At 64.4% G+C, this 22112-nt stretch carries 18 protein-coding genes; 12 read left to right on the top strand and 6 right to left on the bottom strand.

The annotated features are described in order from the left end of the window. Positions 1-113 precede the first annotated feature (113 nt). The 3 genes from AC1KVG_RS04845 (at position 114) to AC1KVG_RS04835 (ending at position 2010) form a co-directional block, all read left to right on the top strand. Positions 114-410: an XAC0095 family protein gene (locus AC1KVG_RS04845; RefSeq protein ID WP_481093769.1), complete on the top strand. Its 297-nt coding sequence runs from the start codon at positions 114-116 to the stop codon at positions 408-410. Between the two features lie 50 nt (positions 411-460). Continuing rightward, the gene (locus tag AC1KVG_RS04840; RefSeq protein ID WP_481093671.1) at positions 461-676 is read left to right on the top strand and encodes a hypothetical protein; all 216 of its coding nucleotides are present in this window, start codon (positions 461-463) and stop codon (positions 674-676) included. Positions 677-801: 125 nt separating this feature from the next. Further along, entirely contained in the window at positions 802-2010 is a 1209-nt protein-coding gene (locus AC1KVG_RS04835) for a hypothetical protein (RefSeq protein WP_481093670.1), read from the top strand. Between the two features lie 112 nt (positions 2011-2122). Here AC1KVG_RS04835 and AC1KVG_RS04830 read toward each other — a convergent pair whose 3' ends face one another. Next, positions 2123-2752 carry a TetR/AcrR family transcriptional regulator gene (locus AC1KVG_RS04830; RefSeq protein ID WP_074056892.1) on the bottom strand — a complete coding sequence of 210 codons (630 nt, stop codon included), beginning with the start codon at positions 2750-2752 and terminating at the stop codon, positions 2123-2125. A gap of 171 nt (positions 2753-2923) precedes the next feature. Here AC1KVG_RS04830 and AC1KVG_RS04825 point away from each other — a divergent pair, with 171 nt between their 5' ends. From AC1KVG_RS04825 to AC1KVG_RS04815, 3 genes are all read left to right on the top strand, one after another. Then, positions 2924-3703 carry a histidine phosphatase family protein gene (locus AC1KVG_RS04825; RefSeq protein WP_268212481.1) on the top strand — a complete coding sequence of 260 codons (780 nt, stop codon included), beginning with the start codon at positions 2924-2926 and terminating at the stop codon, positions 3701-3703. Next, positions 3703-4578: an NAD(P)H-hydrate dehydratase gene (locus tag AC1KVG_RS04820; RefSeq protein WP_481093669.1), complete on the top strand. Its 876-nt coding sequence runs from the start codon at positions 3703-3705 to the stop codon at positions 4576-4578. The genes AC1KVG_RS04825 and AC1KVG_RS04820 overlap by 1 nt, the downstream gene beginning before the upstream one ends. Before the next feature lie 510 nt (positions 4579-5088). Beyond that, on the top strand, positions 5089-6549 hold the full coding sequence (locus AC1KVG_RS04815) for a glycoside hydrolase family 30 protein (RefSeq protein WP_481093668.1): 1461 nt from the start codon (positions 5089-5091) through the stop codon (positions 6547-6549). Positions 6550-6841: 292 nt separating this feature from the next. On the opposite strand, the gene AC1KVG_RS04810 is transcribed toward AC1KVG_RS04815, so the two are convergent. Continuing rightward, positions 6842-7744 carry an SDR family oxidoreductase gene (locus AC1KVG_RS04810; RefSeq protein WP_481093667.1) on the bottom strand — a complete coding sequence of 301 codons (903 nt, stop codon included), beginning with the start codon at positions 7742-7744 and terminating at the stop codon, positions 6842-6844. Between the two features lie 184 nt (positions 7745-7928). Here AC1KVG_RS04810 and AC1KVG_RS04805 point away from each other — a divergent pair, with 184 nt between their 5' ends. After that, positions 7929-8636 carry a DUF429 domain-containing protein gene (locus AC1KVG_RS04805; RefSeq protein WP_481093666.1) on the top strand — a complete coding sequence of 236 codons (708 nt, stop codon included), beginning with the start codon at positions 7929-7931 and terminating at the stop codon, positions 8634-8636. Between the two features lies 1 nt (position 8637). Here AC1KVG_RS04805 and AC1KVG_RS04800 read toward each other — a convergent pair whose 3' ends face one another. Next, a complete protein-coding gene (locus AC1KVG_RS04800) occupies positions 8638-10992 on the bottom strand; it encodes a GH92 family glycosyl hydrolase (RefSeq protein ID WP_481093665.1) in 2355 nt (784 codons plus the stop codon). Positions 10993-11166: 174 nt separating this feature from the next. Between AC1KVG_RS04800 and AC1KVG_RS04795 the strand changes: the two genes are divergently transcribed. The 3 genes from AC1KVG_RS04795 to AC1KVG_RS04785 all read left to right on the top strand — a co-directional run bounded on the left by AC1KVG_RS04795 (position 11167) and on the right by AC1KVG_RS04785 (position 14021). Next, positions 11167-11796, top strand: coding sequence for an alpha-ketoglutarate-dependent dioxygenase AlkB (locus AC1KVG_RS04795; protein WP_481093664.1), 630 nt, complete (start codon positions 11167-11169; stop codon positions 11794-11796). A gap of 213 nt (positions 11797-12009) precedes the next feature. Beyond that, complete coding sequence (locus tag AC1KVG_RS04790; protein WP_481093663.1) at positions 12010-13719, top strand: FAD-dependent oxidoreductase; 1710 nt, start codon at positions 12010-12012, stop codon at positions 13717-13719. Further along, positions 13716-14021 carry a UBP-type zinc finger domain-containing protein gene (locus tag AC1KVG_RS04785; protein WP_074056899.1) on the top strand — a complete coding sequence of 102 codons (306 nt, stop codon included), beginning with the start codon at positions 13716-13718 and terminating at the stop codon, positions 14019-14021. The genes AC1KVG_RS04790 and AC1KVG_RS04785 overlap by 4 nt, the downstream gene beginning before the upstream one ends. Positions 14022-14205: 184 nt before the next feature. Here the strand turns inward: AC1KVG_RS04785 and AC1KVG_RS04780 are convergent, their stop codons facing one another. Next, complete coding sequence (locus AC1KVG_RS04780) at positions 14206-14952, bottom strand: EAL domain-containing protein (RefSeq protein ID WP_074056900.1); 747 nt, start codon at positions 14950-14952, stop codon at positions 14206-14208. 146 nt (positions 14953-15098) lie between these two features. Between AC1KVG_RS04780 and AC1KVG_RS04775 the strand changes: the two genes are divergently transcribed. Together AC1KVG_RS04775 and AC1KVG_RS04770 are read left to right on the top strand one after the other, a co-directional pair. After that, a complete protein-coding gene (locus tag AC1KVG_RS04775; protein WP_168957993.1) occupies positions 15099-15737 on the top strand; it encodes an HD domain-containing protein in 639 nt (212 codons plus the stop codon). A gap of 718 nt (positions 15738-16455) precedes the next feature. Beyond that, positions 16456-18999 carry an excinuclease ABC subunit UvrA gene (locus AC1KVG_RS04770; RefSeq protein WP_481093662.1) on the top strand — a complete coding sequence of 848 codons (2544 nt, stop codon included), beginning with the start codon at positions 16456-16458 and terminating at the stop codon, positions 18997-18999. 504 nt (positions 19000-19503) lie between these two features. Here AC1KVG_RS04770 and AC1KVG_RS04765 read toward each other — a convergent pair. Together AC1KVG_RS04765 and AC1KVG_RS04760 are read right to left on the bottom strand one after the other, a co-directional pair. Beyond that, the gene (locus AC1KVG_RS04765) at positions 19504-21789 is read right to left on the bottom strand and encodes a glycoside hydrolase family 3 N-terminal domain-containing protein (protein ID WP_481093661.1); all 2286 of its coding nucleotides are present in this window, start codon (positions 21787-21789) and stop codon (positions 19504-19506) included. Positions 21790-21898: 109 nt separating this feature from the next. Continuing rightward, the gene (locus AC1KVG_RS04760; protein WP_481093660.1) at positions 21899-22051 is read right to left on the bottom strand and encodes a hypothetical protein; all 153 of its coding nucleotides are present in this window, start codon (positions 22049-22051) and stop codon (positions 21899-21901) included. Between the last annotated feature and the right edge of the window lie 61 nt (positions 22052-22112).

The following is a 22112-nucleotide window of genomic DNA, read 5'->3' as shown; positions in this document are numbered from 1 at the left end:
CCAGAGGATAGCAGTAGCAGGATTTCACTACGGAGCCTCGGAACTCCTCGTACAGCGGCTTGCCACCTCCGAAAATGGTGGTTTCTCTTGATTTCATGGATGCGAGAGATTCTATGACCGAGGCTCATCGTCAACCCAACGCCGAAGCTGGCTACTTTTTGCCAGAAAACGCGCAATACCGCCTGCAGCAACTACGGGACCACATGCGCTTTCTAGCGCGCCTGGCGCAGCCGCGCACGCAGGCCGAAGAGCAGTTGCGGCAGCCAGCCATCCGCTTGGACGAACTGGCGTGCTGCCTGCAGCTGCTGGCCGAGCAGGTAACGCAGGCACTGGCGCAGGTGCAGTGGCCCGCGCGGCTTGAGCCCGGCGCCGCTGACAGTGAGCGTGCCGAGGCCGGGGAGGTCGCATGAGTAGGCCCGTGATGGCGTCGCCCCGCACACGCCGGCGGGCAGGAGATGACATGCAGCGTGATGCGTTTGCCTTCGGCATCACGATGGAGCAGGTGGATGCACTGGATCAGTTGTTGCTGACCATCGCGGCCCATGGCGATGTGATCGCTGCCGGCAACGCCGATCGGCTGGACCGCGGCACCTTGCCCGTGCTGGGCAGCGCCATCTTCGATGCGGCCGGCGCCATGCGCAGCATCCTGGACCAGTTGGCGCTTCAGCGCCTTTGATGGACTGTGAGTGACGTCCGGACGCCTGCTATGGCGTAGATAGATTGAAAAGTGCCAAGCACTACGGCGGTGGCGGAGCTTGCGTATGCTTTATCTCTCTCGGGATTAAGCGGATGCAGGACGCCATGGAGCGACAGAATGAGGTAACGGCATTGGTAAGCAGTGAGGCCATGCAGCACGCTGCCACCGCTAAGCAGGATGCTCCATTGGGGCGAGTGTTGCGGCAGACGTTTGGCGTCGATCTGAAGTGGTGGGTTCCATGTTGGGGCGGTGGCATGGTGCTGGCCCACTTCCTACGCATTGGCTATGTGCCTTCGTTATCGCTTGGAGATCTGGGGGTCGTGCTAAGCGCCGTGGCGTTGTTCGGCGGAATCGCGCTACTGGGTTTCCTAGCTTTGTTGGGGCTGCCGGCATTAATGATCAGCCTGTTGGTCGATCAGCATTTGCTGCCTGCGCCATCAGGTCCCAAACAAGTAGACACAAACCGAAAAGGACTGCGTTCCTACTACCGGCGCGCGCAACCTGAGTTAGGCAGACGAAAAGAGCGTGTTCTCGAACGACTCATAATCTTCTTTATTGCCGCTCTGCTCGCCGGAATTTATGGCTTAGGCATGCTGCATTTGGCGAAGGCTGGTTATGGACCCTTGCCAACTTATGGAATCTTGATCGGTTTAGGAGTGGGTCTATTTAGTTTGGTGTTGCTGCCGATGACAAGGGACGCCAGTTTTGTTCGTTGGTTGTGGCCTCTGTTGCGCACACGAAGTGGTACCGCGCTCCTGATGCTATTGATGTATTTGGCGTTTTGGCCTATCGCGGGCTTCGCCGTTGACTACTTTGCGCCTGTCGTAGGAGCGAGAGATTGGTTCTATCTCTCGCTATCTGCTTTTATGGTGGTATTCGTTCATTGGACGGTCTATGCAACCCATCTTGTTGAAATGAACAAGCGAATTCGAGTGATCGGACCCGCAGTGTTGATGGTGTTGGCGTATAGCGGCGGGCTGTTGGGGACGGTCGATGTCAGCGTTCGCAAACTCGGCATCGGTATGTTGCCTGGAGTGCAGCTGCAATTGACCGAGCAAGGCTGCCAGATCGTCAAGGCGAGTTGGGGTGACGCACGCTGCGAGCGAGCGCAGCCAGAATCGTCAGTTTTTGTGCTGCCGGCAGTTGATGTGCTAACCCGATTGGGCTCGGACTTCTATGTGGCGCCGCCCGGCGGGCTTGCCAACGAACACATGCCACGCTTCCTGATTCCTGCAAGTCAGGTGCTGAGTTGGAGCAGGATTGAGGCAGTCAAGAAGACGGCTGCCGCCGCCGCAGCGGCGCCTGCCAAATGAGTGACGGCGCGTGCGTGCCGAACGCTGACCGCGTCTGAGCGATTGTGGCGTGCCGCTGCGCTCGATTACCGAGTGCCGTAGGCAATCATCCGTACGGCGCGGTAGCAATTCACTACACCGGCGCAGACTTCAAAATCCCCGACAAACTCTCGCGCAGGATCAACTGCAGATGCATGCGGTTGAGTTCCATGCCGCTGGTCATCACGTTGTGCAGGCCGCCGCACATGGCGGCCACGGCGAAGACGCGGGCCTGGAATTCCTGCTCGCTGCTGGCCGGGTCGGCGTGGCCGCGGAGCAGGCGCTTGAGCAGGGCGCTGAGGTGTTCGATCAGCGAGGCGCTCTGCCTGCGCATGAAGGCCGCCAGCACCGGGTCGCGCAGGGTGGCCAGGTGCAGCTCCAGGTCGATGCGGGTGCGCTTGATGTTGATTTCCTGCAGCAGCCATTCTTCGAGCAGGCCGGCGATGAAATCCACCACGTGCACGTTGGCCGGGCGTTCCACCAGCCACATCTGGCGGATGGCGCGCATGTAGTTGCGCTCAAGCAAGGCGCGCACCAGCGCGTCCTTGTCTTCGAATCGCTGCAGCAGGCAGCCGCAGCTGACCTTGGCGCGCTCGGCAATCAGTTCGAAGCTGGTGGCGCCCAGGCCGGCGGCATCGATGCATTGCTCGGCGGCGTCCAGCACCTCTTCCAGCAGCAGTTCTTCGCGCTCTTTTGCCGTGCGCAACAGCAGAACGTTGGACATGGGCAGCAGGGTGGCGGGGGGCTGCAGTATACCGGCGCGGCGTTATCGCCCCGTTGTGCCTGCTTGTTGGTCTGCTGTGTTGCGCGCGTTGCTGAAACGCCTGCAGGCAATGGGTGATCGACCACGTTTTCACGGGCGCTGTGCGACACGTGAGGCTGATTTGTGCAGGAGATGGACGTGAGTGAGAAAAGTGCGGTGGCTGGCGTGTCCACCCAGTGGCCCGAGCGGTTGTGGGTGGTGCGGCATGGGCAGAGTTCGGGCAACGTGGCGCGCGATGTGGCAGAGGCGCATGGCCATGCATTGATCGATCTGGAACATCGCGATGCGGATGTGCCGCTGTCGGCGTTGGGCGAGCGGCAGGCGCATGCGTTGGGCACATGGATGTCGGGTCTGCCGCAGCGCGAGCGGCCCACGGTGGTGCTGTGTTCGCCCTATGTGCGTGCGCGCCAGACCGCCACAGCGGTGGTGCGCGCGCTGGGCCACGGCGACGATATGCTCAGCATCGACGAGCGCCTGCGCGAGAAGGAGTTCGGCGTGCTCGACCGTTACACCACGGCCGGCATCCTCGCGACGTTTCCGGAGCTGGCCGAGCAACGCAAGTTGGTGGGCAAGTTCTACTTCCGCCCGCCCGGTGGCGAGAGTTGGTGCGATGTGATCTTCCGGCTGCGCGCGGTGGTTGGCGATCTGCAGCGAAATCACGTGGGTGCGCGCGTGTTGATCGTGGGGCATCAGGTGATCGTCAATTGTTTCCGTTATCTGGCCGAACGCATGGACGAAGCCACGATTCTGGGCATCGACCGCGAAGGCGAGGTGCCCAACTGCGGTGTCACCGAATACGTGGCCGGCCGCGAGGGGCAGGCGTTGCACCTGGTGCGGACCAACTTCGTCTCGCCCGAGCTTGCCGATGAGCCGGTGACCACCGAATCCGACCGCCCGGCCGGAGCACGCTGATGGCCGCCGCACGCGTCCGCACGCTCACCGCTGCCGCATTGCGTGCGCTGCCGCTGCCATCGCCCGGTGGCGACAAGGAGCAGCGTGGGCGCGTGTTGATCGTGGGTGGGTCGATGCGTGTGCCGGGTGCGGCGCTGCTGGCCGGCGAGGCGGCGCTGCGCGCAGGTGCGGGCAAGTTGCAGATTGCCACCGCTGCGAGCGTGGCGCCCGGCATGGCGTTGGCGGTGCCAGAGGCCTTGGTATTGGGATTAGCGCAGAACGGACAGGGCGAAATTACGCGTGGGCATCGTGCACTGGATGCGGCACTGGAGGCCTGCGATGCGGCGGTGATCGGGCCAGGGATGGCGTCATCGGCGACCACCGCTGCATTGGTGAAACGCGCGGCTGAAAAAGCGGTTTGCACGTTGGTGCTGGATGCGGGAGCGTTGTCGCGCGGTTTGCGTGCGCCGGTTGGGCGGCCATTCGTATTGACGCCGCATGCGGGCGAGATGGCGGCATTGGCTGGAGACGACAAGGCGGCGATAGAAGCGGCGCCGGGTGCGTACGCGCTGACCTATGCGAAGACACTGCGCAGTGTGGTGATTGTCAAAGGCGCGGACAGTTTTATTGCCGGGCCGGAGGGGGCGTTGTGGGTGCATCGCGGTGGTGCGTCCGGGTTGGGAACCTCCGGATCGGGCGATGTGTTGGCGGGGTTGATCGCCGGGTTTGCCGCGCGTGGCTGCGATGCGTTGACGGCTGCGTTATGGGGTGTGTTTGTGCATGCGGCGGCGGGGAAGCTGCTATCGAAACGGATTGGGACGGTGGGGTTTCTGGCGCGTGAGCTTGGGCTGGAAGTGCCGGGGATTTTGGATCGGTTGGCGCGGGCTGCGCGGTAGTCGGCTCGCGGACGATTTGAGTTGTTGTCCTGTTGAGCGAGAGGGCCTGGCTTGCGTGCCACTGGCGCGCGTGTCTGGGAGCAACGCGCGGGCGGTGGTGATTACGGGTGTTGGGGACGTGTTGTCCTGGTCGGCATCTCTGTTGCTGCGTTGGTTTACGGGCTGGCCACCAGTCCGTGCAGGCGTACCCTCATCCGGCCCTTCGGGCCACCTTCTCCCGAGGGGAGAAGGGAGCGTCCGGCGGTAGAAGGATGCATGGTTGCGCTCGTTTTTCGTGCGATGTTGCGGCGCGTTGGTCGGTTAGGCTTGCTCACCAACCTGGGAGGGTGCACGGTGAAGCGAACGATTGCGTGGTCGATGGTGGGGGTTTTGGGGGTCTGGGGCGCTGCGACTGAAATGGTGTTGGCATCTGCATCTGCATCTGCATTAACAGCAACAACAGCGACAACAACTGCAGAAACTGCAGCAACAACAACTGCAGCAACAACAACTGCAGCAACGCCGATTCCGATGCCGACATCGACGGCATCATCTGTCTCTACACCTGCATCGAAAGTAGCGGATGCCGCAGTTGCGGATGCTGCTACTCAGCCAGCAGCACCCGCCGGCGCGCTACGCGTCTACACCACCGCCCAAGGCGCAACGCAGCAGATGCGTGTCAGCACCGTCGAGGCACTCAAGACCGGGCATGCGTTGACGGAGAAAGAGAACAGCATCTTCGTCAACCCGCAGCACCGCTTTCAGGAAGTGCTGGGCATTGGCGGGGCGATCACCGATTCCAGTGCGGAGACCTTCGCCAGGCTGCCCAAGCGTGCGCAGCGCGAACTGCTCACTGCGTACTACGATCCGCAAAAGGGCATCGGCTACACGCTGGCGCGCACCACCATCCATAGTTCCGATTTCAGCAGCGCCAGCTACACCTACATCAAGGAGGGCGATGCGGCGCTGAAGAGCTTTTCGGTCAAGCACGATCAGCGCTATCGCATCCCGATGCTGCGCCAGGCCATCGCAGCGGCCGGAGGCAAGTTGACGACATTTGCCAGCCCCTGGAGTGCGCCGGCCTTCATGAAAGACAGCAACACCATGCTCAAGGGAGGTAAGTTGTTGCCCGCGTATGCGCAGGCCTGGGCCACGTACTACACACGCTTCATTGCGGCCTACGAAAAAGCCGGCATTCCGATCTGGGGCATCAGCGTGCAGAACGAGCCGATGGCGGTGCAGACCTGGGAGTCAATGCAGTTTTCTGCGGAAGAAGAACGCGATTTCCTCAAAAACCACCTCGGGCCCACCATGGCAAAAGCCGGCTATGGCGACCGCAAGATCATCGTGTGGGACCACAACCGCGACATGATGCTGCACCGCGCGCACGTGATCTTCGACGATCCGGAAGCGGCCAAGTATGCGTGGGGCATGGGCTTCCATTGGTACGAGACCTGGGCCGGATTCGCGCCGATGGTGGAGAACGTGGCGGCGGTGGCGCAGGCGTACCCGGACAAGCATCTGCTGCTCACCGAGGCGGCGGTGGAAAAGTTCGACCCCGCCAAGTTGCAGTACTGGCCCAATGGCGAGCGCTATGGCACCGCCATCATCAACGACCTCAATCATGGGGCGGTGGGTTGGACGGACTGGAACATCCTGCTCGACCAGAACGGCGGCCCCAACCATGTGGGCAATTACTGCTTCGCACCGGTGCATGCCGACACGCGCACGGGTGAGGTGACTTACACGCCGAGCTATTGGTATATCGGTCACTTTTCCAAGTTCATCCGGCCGGGTGCGCAGCGGGTAAGTGCGGCCAGTAGCCGTAGCAATCTGATGACCACTGCATTTGCGAACCGCGATGGCTCACTGGCAATGGTGGTGATGAATGCCAGCGATGTGGCGATCCGCTACAACCTGTATGTGGGCGAGGCGTCGCGCGCGTTGGAGATCCCGGCGCATGCGATCCAGACGGTGGTGATGACGCGTTAAACGTGGAGGGTGGTCGCAGTGCTGGTGGGAGATTGCGTACCCTCATCCGCCCTTCGGGCACCTTCTCCCGGCGGGAGAAGGAGGGGCTTGCGTGATCGAAGCCATCTTTGCGTAGCCGGTCGAACTAACTTGCGTATCCGTATTACTGATGCATCACCAGTCGATACTGTCGCCAGTACCAAAAAACGCCACCGAGGAGACGCTTGCCGATCGCTGCGCATGCAGCGATCGGCAAGGTTTTGGTGGCGCTACGGCGGAAGCTCTTTTTGTGGACTCAGGACAACCTGTTGGCTCAGGACAGCAGCAGACCACCGGTGGCACCGAACACTTCGCCGGTGACATAGCTGGATTCCTGCGAAGCCAGGATCACATACAGCGGCGCCATCTCCACCGGCTGGCCGGCACGCTTGAGCGGGGTTTCCGAGCCGAAATCGGGAATCTTCTCCGGCGGTTGGCCACCGCTGGGTTGCAGCGGGGTCCACACCGGGCCGGGTGCGACCGCGTTGACGCGGATGCCCTTTTCGGCGACCTGCTGGGCCAGGCCCTTGGTGAAGTTGACGATGGCGGCCTTGGTGGAGGCGTAGTCGATCAGGGTTGCCGAGGGCTGGTAGGACTGGATCGAGCCGGTGTTGATGATGGATGCGCCCGGCGGCAGATGCGGAATGGCCGCCTTGCATAGCCAGAACATCGCATACACGTTGGTCTTGTAGGTGGCGTCGAACTGCTCGGTGGTGATGTCGGCGATGTCTTTCACCGCGGTCTGCTTGCCGGCGATGTTGACCAGCAGATCCAGCCCGCCGAGCTCCTTGACCGCGCGTGCGACCAGTTCATTGCAGAACGCTTCGTCCTTGAGGTCGCCCGGGATGCTGATGGCCTTACGGCCTTCGGCCTCGATCAACTGCACCACCTCCGCCGCGTCCTGTTCTTCTTCCGGCAGGTAATTCAGCACGATGTCGGCGCCTTCGCGTGCATAGGCAATCGCGGTGGCGCGGCCAATGCCCGAATCGGCGCCGGTGATCAGCGCCTTGCGGCCCTTCAGGCGGTCGAAGCCCCGGTAGCTCTGCTCGCCATGGTCGGCCTTGGGCTGCAATGCATGGATGGTGCCTGGCGCTTCCTGCGTTTGCTCGGGAAACTTGGGTTGCGGAAATTGGGTGAGCGGGTTCTGCATTTCGTACTGGTTCTTGGTGCTGGACATGCACTGGCTCCTGCAGTGGGGGATGGCAGGGCCGCAGCGTGCTGCAGCCCGATGCAGAGCAGTCTGGAAACCACCGCGATGCGTGCGGGTGAAAGAATGTTGTGCATGATGTGAACGCGTCAGTCAGATCGCATGCGAGCGATGGCGCAGCGCCGTGCACGCACGTCACGACCGGAGAACAGCAATGCAGTGTGTGGGGATCGATGGCGCCGGCAGCGGTTGGTTGGCGGTGTGGGAGGAAGACAATGGGCTGCAATTTGCCTGTTACTCGACAGTTGACGCCTTGGCGAGCGCACTGCGCCACATCGATGTGCTCGGCGTGGATATTCCGATCGGCTTGAGCGAGCACGTGCCCCGCGCTGCGGATGCGCAGGCGCGGCGCTTTGTGGGTGGCAGACGCGCATGCAGCATCTTTGCCGCGCCGCTGCGCGGGATATTGCATGCAAGCACGCAGGTGGAAGCCTCTGCGTTACATCGGGTGCTGGACCACGACGGGCAGCGTGGCTTTGGCGTGCAGTCGTTTGCGCTGCTGTCGAAGATTCGCGACTGGGACAGCGCCTTGCGCGCCGATCCGGTATGGGCGGAGCGCGTATTCGAGGTGCACCCGGAAGTGTCGTTCGCCGCGCTCGCTGGCGGGCAGGGCCTGACGGCGGGAAAGAAGAGCAGTGCGGGCCATCAACAGCGAGCCGCCTTGCTGGGCCAGTGCTACGGCGCAAGGCAAGTCGCCGCATTGCTGGAGCGCGTGCCGCGTGCGCTGGCCAAGCCGGACGATGTGCTGGATGCCTTGGTGGCCTGCTGGAGTGCGCAGCGCATTGCCGCAGGCACCGCCGGCAGCTTGCCGGAGGTGGTGGAGCGGGATGCCTGCGGGTTGCGCATGGGCATCCACTACTGACTCAGGGCGTCTGGGTGGACATCGAATACGGTCGCTGCGCCGGGTCGGTGGCCCATTGCTGATTCGGCGTGGCCTGCATGCGGAAGCGCAGCTCGCCCCCGGCTTGAATTTCTTCATGCATGAGGTAGGCGCGTGTCAGTGGTTGGCCGTTGAGGGTGGCGCTGCCGATATAGGCGCGCGCTTTGCTCAATCCCTCGGCGATCACGCTGAAACGCCTGCCGTTGGGCAGGTTGAGCGTGACGCGCGGCAGGAACGGGCGGCCGAGGATGTACTGGTTGCTGCCCGGTGCGACGGGATAAAAGCCCAGCGTGGTGAACACGTACCACGCCGACATCTGGCCGAGGTCGTCGTTGCCGGCAAGCCCTTCCGGGCCGGCGTTGTATTGGCTGTCCATGATCTGGGTCAGGCGCGCTTGCGTGCGCCATGGCTGGCCCGCGTAGGCGTACAGGTAGGCGACGTGGTGACTGGGCTCGTTGCCGTGCGCGTACCAGCCGATCAGGCCGGTGATGTCTTCCATATGCTCGAACACCTTGGGGTCGACCTTGGCATCGAACACCGCATCCAGACGTGCCAGCAGTTTGTCGTCGCCGCCATGCGCGGCAGCCAGCCCGGCGACGTCCTGCGGCACATACCAGGAGTATTGCCAGGCATTGCCTTCGGTGTAGTCGCTGCCATAGCCGCTGGCGGATGGATCGAACGGCTCGCGAAAATTTCCAGCACGCGTGCGCGCGCGCATGTAGCCAGTAGCGGAATCGAAGGCGTGTTTCCAGTTGCTGGCGCGCTTGCTGAATTCTGCGGCGATGGCTGGCTTGCCGAGCTTGTCGGCCATGCGCGCGATGGTCCAGTCGTCGAAGGCATATTCCAGTGTCTTGGAGGCGGCTTCGCCTTCTTCGTCGATGGGCACATAGCCCAGCTCGCGGTACTGCGCGATACCGTCGTAGGGGCCGTAGTTGGCGCTGGCGACCATGGCCTCCAGCGCTTCGTTGGCATCGAAGCCGCCGATGCCTTTCATGTAGGCGTCGGCAATCACCGGCACCGCGTGGTAGCCGATCATGCACCAGGTTTCCAGGCCGTGGAACGCCCAAACGGGGAGGATGCCGTAGGCGCTTTCGCGGCGCGAGGCGAGCAGGGAATTGACCACGTCGCTGGTGCGTTGCGGCGGCTGCACCAGGGTGAGCAGCGGATGCAGGGTGCGGTAGGTGTCCCACAGCGAGAAAGTGGAGTAGTTGGTCCAGCCCTTGGCCTGATGCACGGCATTGTCCGGCCCGCGGTACTGGCCATCGCTGTCCATGAACAGGGTGGGGCCGAGCAGGGTGTGATACAGCGCGGTATAGAGCTGGGTGCGTTGTTGCGGCGTGCCTTGCGCATCGATCGCCGACAGCGCCTGCGTCCACTGCGCGCGCGCATCGGCGCGCACGCGGTCGAAATCGAAGGCGGGCACTTCTGCATCGAGATTGGCGATGGCGCCAGCTTCGCTCACAGGGGAGAGCGCGACCTTGACCACCAGCGGGGTGCCATCGTTGGCGACATCGAACACGCCGACCAATTGGCGGCCTTCGATCTGTGCGCGCTGTGCGGGGTTCTTCTCGCCCGGCGGCGGGAAGCCCTTGTACGGGATGTCCTGCTCGGTGTCGTGCAGTTGGGTAGCGGTGAGTGGGCGCGAAAAACGCATGGCGAAATACAGCTGGCGGCCCGGTGCCCAGCCGCGGGTTTCGCGAAAGCCGGTGACGGTGCCATCGCTGCGCACGCGCAGCCGCGACCACTGCACCTTGCCGGGGTAGTCGTACAGGCTGGTGCGCAGGTCCACCAGCACGTGTGCCGGCTTGTCTTTGGGGAAGGTGTAGCGATGCACACCCACGCGCGCACTGGCGGTGAGTTCGGCGCGGATGTTGCGGTCTTTCAATGTCACCGCGTAGTACCCGGGCTGGGCCTGCTCGCTGGCGTGGTCGAACTGCGCGGTGTAGCCGCTGCCGGGTGTGGCGATATCGCCGCGTTCAAGCTTGGTTTCGCCGGCTTGCGGCATCAGCAGCACATCGCCCAGGTCCGAATGCCCGGAGCCGGAAAAATGCGTGTGCGAGAAACCGACAATCGTGCTGTCGCTATGCCGGTAACCGGCGGCCCAGCCATAGGCCTCCTTGCGTGGTTTGATCTGCGTATCCGGGCTCAGCTGCACCATGCCGAACGGCACCGTGGCGCCGGGATAGGTGTGGCCTTCGCCACCTGTGCCGATGAAGGGATCCACCGCCTGGAAGCCGGCGTCTGCAACGCGTGGCGCAGCGACGCCGGCAGACGTGGCGAGGGCGGCAAACAGCGCCAGCCAGCGCAGAGGAGACAAGGCGATCGACCGATGCTGCATGCGGAGAGGTTCCAAGCGGATGCAGCGCCGGACCGTAGCACAGCTGTCGTGCCTGATCGCGCGGCATCTTAGGCCTGCATCGTTGAGCTCGCTGGTCTGTACGCAACGCGGTTACCAAAGAAAAACGCCAAGCTGCGCTGCTGAAATCGCGCAGACCGCCCGCATATCACGCAGATGGATCTGTTCGACGCTCCCGCCATGCCCTTGCAGATGCTGCACGATGCCGAGGGCGGCGTGCGCTATTGGCCGCAGCTGCTGATGCCTTCGCTGGCGCAGGAATGCTTCGCCGCATTGCGTGAGGCAACCGACTGGCGCAGCCAACACCGCGAGATGTACGACCGCATCGTCGCGGTGCCGCGCATGCTCGCCTCGTATCGGCTGGATGCACCGCTGCCGCCGGGGTTGCCATTGCACGCGCTGCTCGCGGCAGTGCAGGCCGTGCTGCCCGCGCCGTACAACGCAGTGGGCCTGAATCTGTATCGCGATGGCCGCGACAGCGTGGCAATGCATCACGACAAACTACAGACGCTGCTGGCGCCGCACCCGATTGCCTTGATCTCGTTGGGCGCGCCGCGCCGGATGCAGTTGCGGGTAAAGGACGGCAGCACGCGTGCGATCGGTGTGGACCTGGCGTCCGGGAGCCTGCTGGCAATGAGCCATGCCTCGCAAGTCACCCACGAACACGGCATTCCCAAGACGGCCCGTGCGGTCGGCGAGCGCATCAGTGTGGTGTTGCGTGTGCGCCCGGCCGAGCGCATGGCTGCCGGGCAGCACGGCCCACATTGGGAGCCGGCGCAGACATAGTGCGCACGGTTGCGGTTGATTGCTGCGTTGAGTTCGGTAGCGCGCCACTGGCCCGGTTCCTCCGCAAACGCTGCACATGTCCTTACACAGCAGCAGCTCTTGTTCGCGTGCGCGTGCGCTGCGTGTCATCGCCGGTCTTGCGCATTCGGGTGATTGCCATCGCCCTCACGGCTGGCCATGCTTGCATGCAGTCCCCCTCAGCGTCGCCATCCCATGTCCCTGGCCGATACCCGCCACCATCAGATGTTTCCCGAGCTGGACTCGGGCCAATTGGCGATCACGCGGCGTTTTGCCAGCGGGCCGGCGCAGCGTTTCGATGCGGGCGAGACCGTGTTCGAGGTCGGCGATGCGCATGCGCCGGTGTGGGTGGTGCTGCAAGGCGCCATCGAGGTGGTGCGCCGCGACGGCTTGGGCAACGAAAAGCCCATCACCTTGCATACGCCCGGCCAGTTCACCGGTGAGGTGAGCCAACTGGCCGGGCGCGCGTCGCTGGCCGGCGGACGCGCCGGGCCGGAAGGTTGCCTGGCATTGCCCTTCGACACCGCACATTTGCGCGCCTTATTGATCAGCTCGGCGGAAGTGGGCGAGGTGGTGATGCGCGCATTGATCCTGCGCCGCGTGGGTTTGATCGAAGGCGATGCCTCGGGGTCGGTGTTGATCGGCGAGCCGGACGACCCGCATCTGACCCGTCTGCAGGGCTTTTTGACCCGCAATGGCTACCCCAACACGGTGATGGATGTCTCCGATGAGGAAGGCCGCGCGTTGGTCGAGCGGTTGGGCATCCAGGAGCACGACTTGCCGGTGATGGTGTGCCCCAGCGGGCGCGTGTTGCGCCAGCCCAGCGATACCGAAGCCGCGCATTGCCTGGGCATGACCCCGGAGATCGACCCGGACAAGCGCTACGACGTGGCGATTGTCGGCGCCGGGCCGGCCGGTCTGGCCACCGCGGTGTATGCGGCCTCCGAAGGCTTGTCGGTGATGGTGCTGGACCAGCGCGCCATCGGCGGGCAGGCGGGTGCATCGGCACGTATCGAAAATTATCTGGGTTTTCCGACCGGGATTTCCGGCCAGGCCCTGGCCGGGCGCGCCTATAACCAGGCGCTGAAATTCGGCGCCGAACTGGCGATCCCGATCGAGGCCGGCACGCTGGAATGCGGGCGCGAAGACGGTGCGCTGAAGCTGGATCTTGCCGATGGCAAACAGCTGCTGGCCAGCACCGTGGTGATCGCCTCGGGTGCGCGTTACCGGCGCCCGGAGATCGAAGGGCTGGACCGTTTCGAAGGCCACGGGGTGTCGTACTGGGCGTCGCCGGTGGAAGCGCGGCTGTGCGAGGGCGGGGTGGTGGCGCTGGTGGGCGGTGGCAATTCGGCCGGCCAGGCGGTGGCGTTTCTGGCACCGCGGGTGAAGCAACTGCACCTGATCATTCGAGGCGAAGGCCTGGAATCGTCCATGTCGCAATACCTGATCGAACGCATCGCGGCATCGCCGAATGTGCAACTGCATACCGGCACCGAAGTGTCCGCACTGGAAGGCGACCCGGAGCGCGGTCTGCAGGCGGCTGTGTTGCGCACGCGCGCGGATGGGCAGACCACGCATGTGGAGCTGCGGCATCTGTTTCTGTTCGTCGGTGCCGACCCCAACACCGGTTGGTTGCAGCAGTGCGTGGAGACCGATGCACGCGGATTCGTCATCACCGGCACCACGCGCGGCGATGGTGTGCCGGCGTGCCTGCCGCTGGAAACCAATCGCCCGGGCGTGTTCGCCATCGGCGATGTGCGCGCCGGCTCGGTCAAGCGTGTGGCGGCCGCAGTGGGCGAGGGCGCTGCAGTGGTGGCGCAGATTCACCAGTACCTTGCGCACCAGGCCAACCCGGTGCCCGAGTCCGAACTTGCCACTGCCGCCCAGGAGTCCGCCACATCATGAGTGATCACTGCACGCATACCGGGCAGATTGCCGAGGTCACGCCGAGCGCGCGTGGCTGCGAAGATTGCCTGGCGATCGACAGCACCTGGGTGCATCTGCGCCTGTGCCGCAGTTGCGGCCATGTGGGCTGCTGCGATGATTCGCCGCACAAACACGCCACTGCGCATTACCACGCCACACACCACCCCATCATCGAAGGCTACGACCCGCCCGAAGGGTGGGGCTGGTGCTATGTGGACGAGGTGGAAGTGGCGTTGCCGGATCAGACGCCGCAGCTGGGGCCGATTCCGCGGTATGTGTGATTGGCGGCGCGGGGTGTTTGGCGGGGCGATGGGATCTGGCGCGCCGCCGGGATTCGGGAATTGGGATTGGGGATTCGTAAGCGCTTGGCTGCCGCGTTTTGATTGCCGTCTTTATTGCGTTTGGGCTTTTGCTGGCACGTTGGCTTGACCCGCTAATCCAATGCATCCCGGCGTCTGTGCGCAGTCACTCCGGCCAATGCACCTGCGGCAACACGCCAATCTGCGGGCGGGCGAACAGATAGCCTTGTTGCAGGTGGATACCCATATCGCGCAGGGCGCGGTATTCGTCGGGGTGTTCGATCCCTTCGGCAATCACCGCGATGCCGAGCTCTTCGCACATGCGGGTGGTGTGGCGCACGATTGACTGGCGGCTGCGGTCGGCGTCGATGCCGCGCACCAGCGCGATGTCCAGCTTGAGCAGGTCGGGCTGGAAGTCGGCGAGCAGGCCGAGCCCGGAATAACCGGCGCCAAAGTCGTCGATGGCGGTCTTCAGGCCGCGCGCTTGATAGGTGCGCATGATGTCGAGCAGATGCGCAGGTTCGGCCAGGTGCTCCTGTTCGCTAACTTCGAAAATGATGGCGTCCAGCGGCCAGCCGTATTGCTCGGTGGCCGAGAGTGTGGCGCGCAGGCAGTGCTCGGGGTTGTAGACCGCATTGGGCATGAAGTTGATCGACAACAAGGCCGGCAGCGCGATCTGCGCGGCGCATTCGATCGCCTTGATGCGGCAGGCCTGATCGAAGGCGTAGCGGTTGCGCTCATCCACTGCGGCCAGGATGCTGCCGGCCGATTCGCCGTTGACGCCGCGCACCAGCGCTTCGCCGGCATAGACCGTGCGGGTGGACACATCGACGATGGGCTGGAACGCCATGGTGATGGCGGTGGGGAAGTCCTGGCCATCGCGGCAGGCATTGCAAACGGGAAGGGGCGGCATGGCTGAGCAATCGTGCGGCGTGGGGAAACTCTAGCGTTATCGACTGCAACAGCGTGTCATTGAGCCTGCACACATCATCGCGGCGTCCTCACCCTGCGTCTGGGCACGCTCGGCGATAATGCGCCATCGCTCGCATCGGACGCCCCATGACCGCTCTCACCGAACGTTACGCCCTGGCTGTGGATTACGCGCGCATCGCCCATGCCGGGCAGCTGCGCAAGGGCACGCAAATTCCGTATCTGAGCCATTTACTGGGCGTGTCCACGCTGGTGCTGGAATGCGGCGGCGATGAGGAGCAGGCCATTGCCGGGCTGTTGCACGATGTGGTGGAAGACTGCGGCGGCGGCCATGAGGCCTCGATCCGCGCGCAGTTCGGCGATACCGTAGCCGACATCGTGATGGCGTGTACCGACGCCACTGCCGAAGACAAGGCCGAAGTGGACAACACCGAGCGCGCACGCAAACGCGACTGGCGCGAGCGCAAGTTGGCCTACCTGGATCACTTGCGCAAGACGCCGGAGCGCGCGCTATTGGTATCGGGCTGCGACAAGCTCTATAACGCGCGCACCATCGTGCAGGACCTGGAAAACCCCGCCGTGGGCCAGGACATCTTCAACGTGTTCACTGCCGGGCGTGAGGGCACGCTGTGGTACTACGGCGAGCTGGAAGCCATCTTCCGCACGCGCGATGCCGCCACTGCGCGGCTGTTCAGTGGCGTGGTGGCGCGCATGCAGGCATTGGCCGATACCGGCGAGCAGCCGGTGCCGGCGCATGCGTTGGGGTGATCGCGTTGTGGAGCGGCTGATTTGCGGGTTTGCTGCAGGGCCCTTGCCCGGCCACCGTCGCGGGACACGCCGCACATACGTCCTTGTAGCGTCATCGGCACGTTGGTTCGCGGCTGATCTGCGGGTTTGCTGCAGGGCCCTTGCCCGCCCACCATCGTGGGACACGCCGCAAGTACGTCCATGTAGCGTCATCGGCACGTTGGTTCGCGGCTGATCTGCGGGTTTGCTGCAGGGCCCTTGCCCGGCCACCATCGCAGGACACGCCGCAAGTACGTCCGTGTAGGCTCTTACGCGGCATCCATGCCGCGTAAGGTCCCGCGACGGTGAGCGGGCAAGGACCAGTCGCGATGGTCGGTGTGTATGGTTAAAAGCAATGCATGGCGTGCTTCTGACTCGATAGCTCATCTGTAGTTCTGCTACCCGCACCAGCAAGCCGCAACTCGCGAGACCACCAGCTTTTACTCAGCTACCGACCAACTCTCTGGTGCGGTGTCCTCGCCGATTGCGGGACCGTGTGGCGGCATGGATGCCGCCACCGAGCCTACATGGACGTACTTGCGGCGTGTCCCGCGAGCGGCGAGGGCACCGCGCACTCGACCGACCAGGCTGTTGACTATTGACCTAAAGCACGCGACTGCACCTAAACGATGCGACGACGACATCGGCTGCATGCGCGCCGCGCTAGGCTAGTGCGTTGTCGAACGTCGGTCTGGTGGTCATGTCCAACGCAATCTCGTCGTCCTCTGGCCTGGTGCGTGTGCGCGGTGCGCGCGAGCACAACCTCAAGAACGTGGATGTGGACATCCCACGCGATGCGCTGGTGGTGTTCACCGGGGTGTCCGGCTCGGGCAAGTCGTCGCTGGCGTTCGGCACCATTTTTGCCGAAGCGCAACGCCGCTATCTGGATTCGATTTCGCCGTATGCGCGGCGCCTGATCGACCAGGTCGGTGTGCCGGAAGTGGATTCCATCGAAGGCCTGCCGCCGGCAGTGGCCTTGCAGCAGGCGCGCGGCGCACCGAGTGCGCGCTCGTCGGTGGGCAGCGTCACCACCATCTCCAATTCCTTGCGCATGCTGTATTCGCGTGCAGGCAACTATCCGCCGGGGCAGGAGATCATCTATGCGGATGGATTTTCGCCCAATACCCCCGCCGGTGCATGCCCCACCTGTCACGGCCTGGGGCGCATCTACGACGCCACCGAAGCGACGATGGTGCTCGATCGCACGCTGAGCATCCGCGACCGTGCGGTGGCCGCGTGGCCTGGCGCCTGGCACGGGCAGAACCAGCGCGACATCCTCACCACGCTGGGCCACGACGTCGATGTGCCCTGGCACACGCTGCCGAAGAAAACCCGCGACTGGATTCTCTACACCGACGAGCAACCGGTGGTGCCGGTATATGCCGGCTACAGCCTGGACGAGGTCAAGCGCGCGCTGCGCCGCAAGGAAGAACCCAGTTACATGGGCACCTTCACCAGTGCGCGGCGTTATGTGCTGCACACCTTTGCCACCACCCAAAGCGCGCAGATGAAAAAGCGCGTGGCGCAGTATCTGATCAGCACGCAGTGCCCGCAGTGCGATGGCAAGCGGCTACGGCGCGAGGCGTTGTCGGTGACCTTCGCCGGGCTGGATATCGGCGAGTTGTCGCGGAGGCCATTGGATGAAGTGGCGCAGTTGCTGCGCCCGGCTGCCGAGGGCGATGCTGGCAAGCGCAAGCGCAATAACACACGCACGCAGGCCGACACGCATCCTGAGCAAGCGATCGCCGCGCAACGCATCGCTGCCGATCTACGCGCGCGGATCGCCGTGGTGCAGGCACTGGGCCTGGGTTATCTCAGCCTGGAGCGCAGCACGCCCACGCTGTCGCCGGGCGAGCTGCAACGGCTGCGGCTGGCCACGCAGATCCGTTCGCAATTGTTCGGCGTGGTGTATGTGATGGACGAACCCTCGGCCGGCTTGCATCCGGCCGATGCGCAGGCATTGCTGGGCGCGCTGGATCAGCTCAAGGCTGCCGGCAACTCGGTGTTCGTGGTGGAGCACGAGGTGGATGTGATCCGCCATGCGGACTGGATCGTGGATGTGGGCCCGGCTGCCGGCGTGCATGGCGGGCAGGTGCTCTACAGCGGCCCGCCTGCGGGATTGGAACAGGTGGACGCCTCATCCACGCGGCGCTATCTGTTCGGCACGCCGCCGCCGGTGCACAGCCATGCACGTGCAGCCACCGGGTGGCTGCAGTTGCGCGGCATCACCCGCAACAATGTGCGGGCGTTGGATGTCGACTTGCCACTAGGCGTTTTCACCACCGTCACCGGTGTGTCCGGCTCGGGCAAGTCGTCGTTGGTGAGCCAGGCGCTGGTGGAATTGCTGGCCGCCCATCTTGGGCAAACGCAGGCAGAGGAAGACGAGGCGCTCGATCCGCTGGAGCGTGGCACGCAGGTGCCGTTGGGTGGCGCGATCGTCAGTGGGCTCGATCAGGTGCGCCGGCTGGTGCGCGTGGACCAGAAACCGATCGGCCGCACACCGCGTTCGAATCTGGCCACCTATACCGGCCTGTTCGATCCGGTACGCAAACTCTTCGCGGCCACACCGGCCGCGCGTCGCCGCCGTTACGACCCGGGGCAGTTTTCGTTCAATGTCGCCAAGGGCCGCTGCGCCACCTGCGAGGGAGAAGGCTCGGTGCACGTGGAATTGCTGTTCATGCCCAGCGTCTACGCGCCGTGCCCCACCTGCCACGGCGCGCGTTACAACGCCAAGACCCTGGAGATCGAACTGCGTGGTCACAGCATCGCGCAGGTGCTGGAAATGACGGTGGACCAGGCCGCCACATTCTTCGTCGAAGACGCCAGCGTGCTGCGCCCGTTGCAGGTGTTGCGCGAAGTAGGGCTGGGCTATCTGCGGCTCGGCCAGCCGGCCACCGAACTCTCCGGTGGCGAAGCGCAGCGCATCAAGCTGGCCACCGAACTGCAACGCGCGCAGCGGCGCGACACCGTCTATGTGCTGGACGAGCCGACCACCGGCCTGCATCCGGCCGACGTGGACACCTTGATGCGCCAGCTGCAAGGCTTGGTGGCGGCGGGCAATACGGTGATCGTGGTCGAACACGATATGCGCGTGGCCGCCAGCAGCGACTGGGTGCTGGACATGGGGCCTGGCGCCGGTGGTGCGGGCGGCCATGTGGTGGTGGCGGGTACACCTGATGTGGTTGCACGGCATCGTGAGAGTCGGACCGCGCCGTTCCTGGCGCAAGTGTTGCGCGGGGAATAAAAGGATCTAACAAGCCCTCGAACGCTACAGCGATGGCGGCAACATGTCGGCCATACGCGCCTCCGTCGACCACTGGAGTGATTTCTGGAATGGGCAGCGATATTGCTCGCATCGAAGGAGCAGATCAGACCGCACCGAATCGCAAGGCTCCACGGTATGCACTGCTCTCAACCCTGCACACCGACCATCTCGATTGGTCCTTGCCCGCCCACCGTCGCGGGACCTTACGCGGCATGGATGCCGCGTAAGAGCCTACACGGACGTACTTGCGGCGTGTCCCGCGATGGTGGGCGGGCAAGGGCCCCGCAGCCAAGCCGCAGATCATCCGCTCCAAACCGACGCATCCGCACCGTCCCATCACCCCTCAAGATGACCCGAGAGCGTGAGCCTCAAAGCAGTGTGGCTGTTCCCAAGCAAGCTGGCCGAAGGCGCGATACCCTCACCACGAGCGAGACACGCCGTACATCCATCCCTGAGCTGAGCCACTCCGGTTGCGGCTAGCGCTCAGCCCATCAATTCAAAACGCGCAGACACGCCTGCCGCTTCCGCAGAAGGCGCCACCCACACATCGAACACGCCGGGCTCCACGGTTGGCTGCAACGCCTGGCCGATAAACAACAGATCCTCACGCCGCAGCACGAATTCCACCGCCACGCTGCCGCCTGCCGGTACTGCAAGCTTGCGAAAATCCTTCAGCTCGCGCAGCGGGCGGCTGATGCTGGCGCTGCGGTCGCGGATGTAGAGCTGCGCCACTTCTTCCGCATCGCGCGTGCCGCGGTTGTGGATGCGCGCGCTGATGCGCAGGCTGCCGGTCGCCGTCATCCGCGTATCGCTCAAGCGCAGCTCGCCGTACTCGATGCGGCCATAGGTCAACCCGTGGCCGAAGGGGAACAGTGCGGTGTTGGGCACCGTTCGGTAGTGCGTTTTATACGGCTCCAGCACATCCGGCTGCGGATTGGGGCGGCCGCTGGAGGTGTGTGCGTAGAAGTAGGGCACCTGGCCTGTCGCGTGCGGAAAACTCACCGGTAAGCGGCCCGATGGCGCACGCGTACCAAACAGGATGTCGGCCACTGCAGCGCTCGCCTCCGAACCCAGGAACCAGCTGACCAGGATCGACGCGCATGCGAGCACCGGCCCTTCCAGCGCGAGTGCACGGCCGGTGCTCAGCAGCAGCACGACCGGCGTGCCGGTGGCGATCACGGCCGCCAGTAATTGCTGCTGTACCTCGGGAATGCTGATCTCGGTGCGCGACTGCGCCTCGCCCGAATAGCTCAGCGGCTCACCGATTGCCAGCAGCGCCACATCGGCATCGCCAGCGGCTGCCACGGCCGCCTGCACGCCGCCCGGCAGCGCTTGATCGAAGCCGCAACCGTCCTCCACGCGCAGTGCAGTGGGGTCGTCCAGCGCGCCCGACAGTGCAGCGGCCAGCGTGTTGCGGTTGTCCTCTTCATCGAACAGGCTCCACGGCCCGGCGTGATTGAGCCAATCGCGCGCCATTGGCCCGATCAACGCAATGCGCTGGCCGCTGCGTCGCAATGGCAACAGCTCGCCCTCGTTCTTCAGCAACACCACCGATTTGCATGCGGCTTCGCGCGCCAGTGCCAGGGTCTCGGCGCGGCGCTGACGCGACTGCGCGAGCCTGGGCCGGATGCGCCGGAACGGATCGTCGAACAGCCCCAACGCCGCCTTGAACGTCAGCACGCGGCGCACCGAGGCATCCAGCCGTGCCATCGGCACCTCGCCTGCGGCAACCAGGGCAGGCAGGTAGCGCAGATACAGGCCGCTTTCCATGCTGATGTCCACCCCGGCCATGAAGGCCAGCCTGGCCGCCTCGCGGTCGTCGGCTGCAACGCCGTGCGCGACCAGTTCCTGGTCGGCGCTGAAGTCGGACACGACCAAGCCTGGGTAGTTCCACTGCTGCCGCAGCACGCCATCCAGCAACCACGCGTTGGCCGTTGCCGGAATGCCCGACAGTTCGTTGAATGCCGCCATGGTCGTGACCGCGCCCGCAGCGAAGGCGGCCTGAAACGGCGGGAAATAGACCTCGCGCAGCGTCCGTTCGGAGACATCCACGCGGTTGTAATCCAGCCCGCCTTCAGCCGCGCCATAAGCGGCGAAATGCTTGGGACATGCTGCCATCGCATCAGGATTCGCCAATCCCGCATCGCTCTGAAAGCCGCGCACTCGCGCCTGTGCGAACAGCCGCGCCAGCAGCACGTCTTCGCCAGCGCCCTCGACGCCACGGCCCCAGCGTGCATCGCGGGCGATGTCCACCATCGGCGCGAAGGTCCAGTCCAGACCCACCGCACTGGCCTCCATGGCCGCTGCGCGCGCCGTGCGCCGTGCCAGGTCTGGCTCGAAGCTGGCCGCTTCGGCCAACGGCACGGGGAAGACGGTGGTATAGCCATGGATCACGTCGGCGGCGAACAGCAACGGAATGCGCAGCCGGCTTTGCAGCGCTGCCTTCTGCAGTTGCTGGTGCCAGCGCACGTTGGAGCCATTGAAGACCCCGGTCAGCCGCCCGGCCCGGGCCGCAGCCAGCTGATCGTCCCCATCGGCAGAGCGTGCAAGCGGGTTGGCGACGATCGCCTTGCCATCCTGCTGCGCCGAGCTGAACAGGCTGAGCTGGCCGGCTTTTTCTTCAACGCTCATGCGTGCGATCAGTGCGTCGATGAGAGCAGGCGTGCGCACCGCCCCTGACGGCAGTGCCCAGCCGGTAGGAATGCGCGCGAGCAGGCCTAGCGCGGCTGCGCCACCCAGCAGTTGGCGCCGCGTCGTGCGTGGAGACATGTGAGGATTCTTGGGTGGCAGTGTGTGTGCACGCTACAGGATGGGCGACGCAGGTAACCAGACTGCTTTCGCTTTCCGCGCGGTGACAACGCAGAGGCCTGCAGATCGATTACGAACCGGTCATGCACCTCGTTGCGCGTGCGAACGTGATGCCCGGATGGCCAAGCCCGCCGGTGCCGACCACGCTCACGATGTGGCCGGGGCCGATGCCGTAGCAATGCAGCGGCGCGAAGGTGGTGATGCCGATTGATCGCAACATCATTGCGGCGCACTGCGCGCCGCGCGGCGCTCGAACTGCCACGGCGGCATGGCGCCTTCGTTGA

The organism is Xanthomonas sp. NCPPB 3959 (assembly GCF_056675575.1).
The sequence above is the reverse complement of the archived record's forward strand: the minus strand, read 5'-3'. Positions and strand labels throughout refer to the sequence as shown.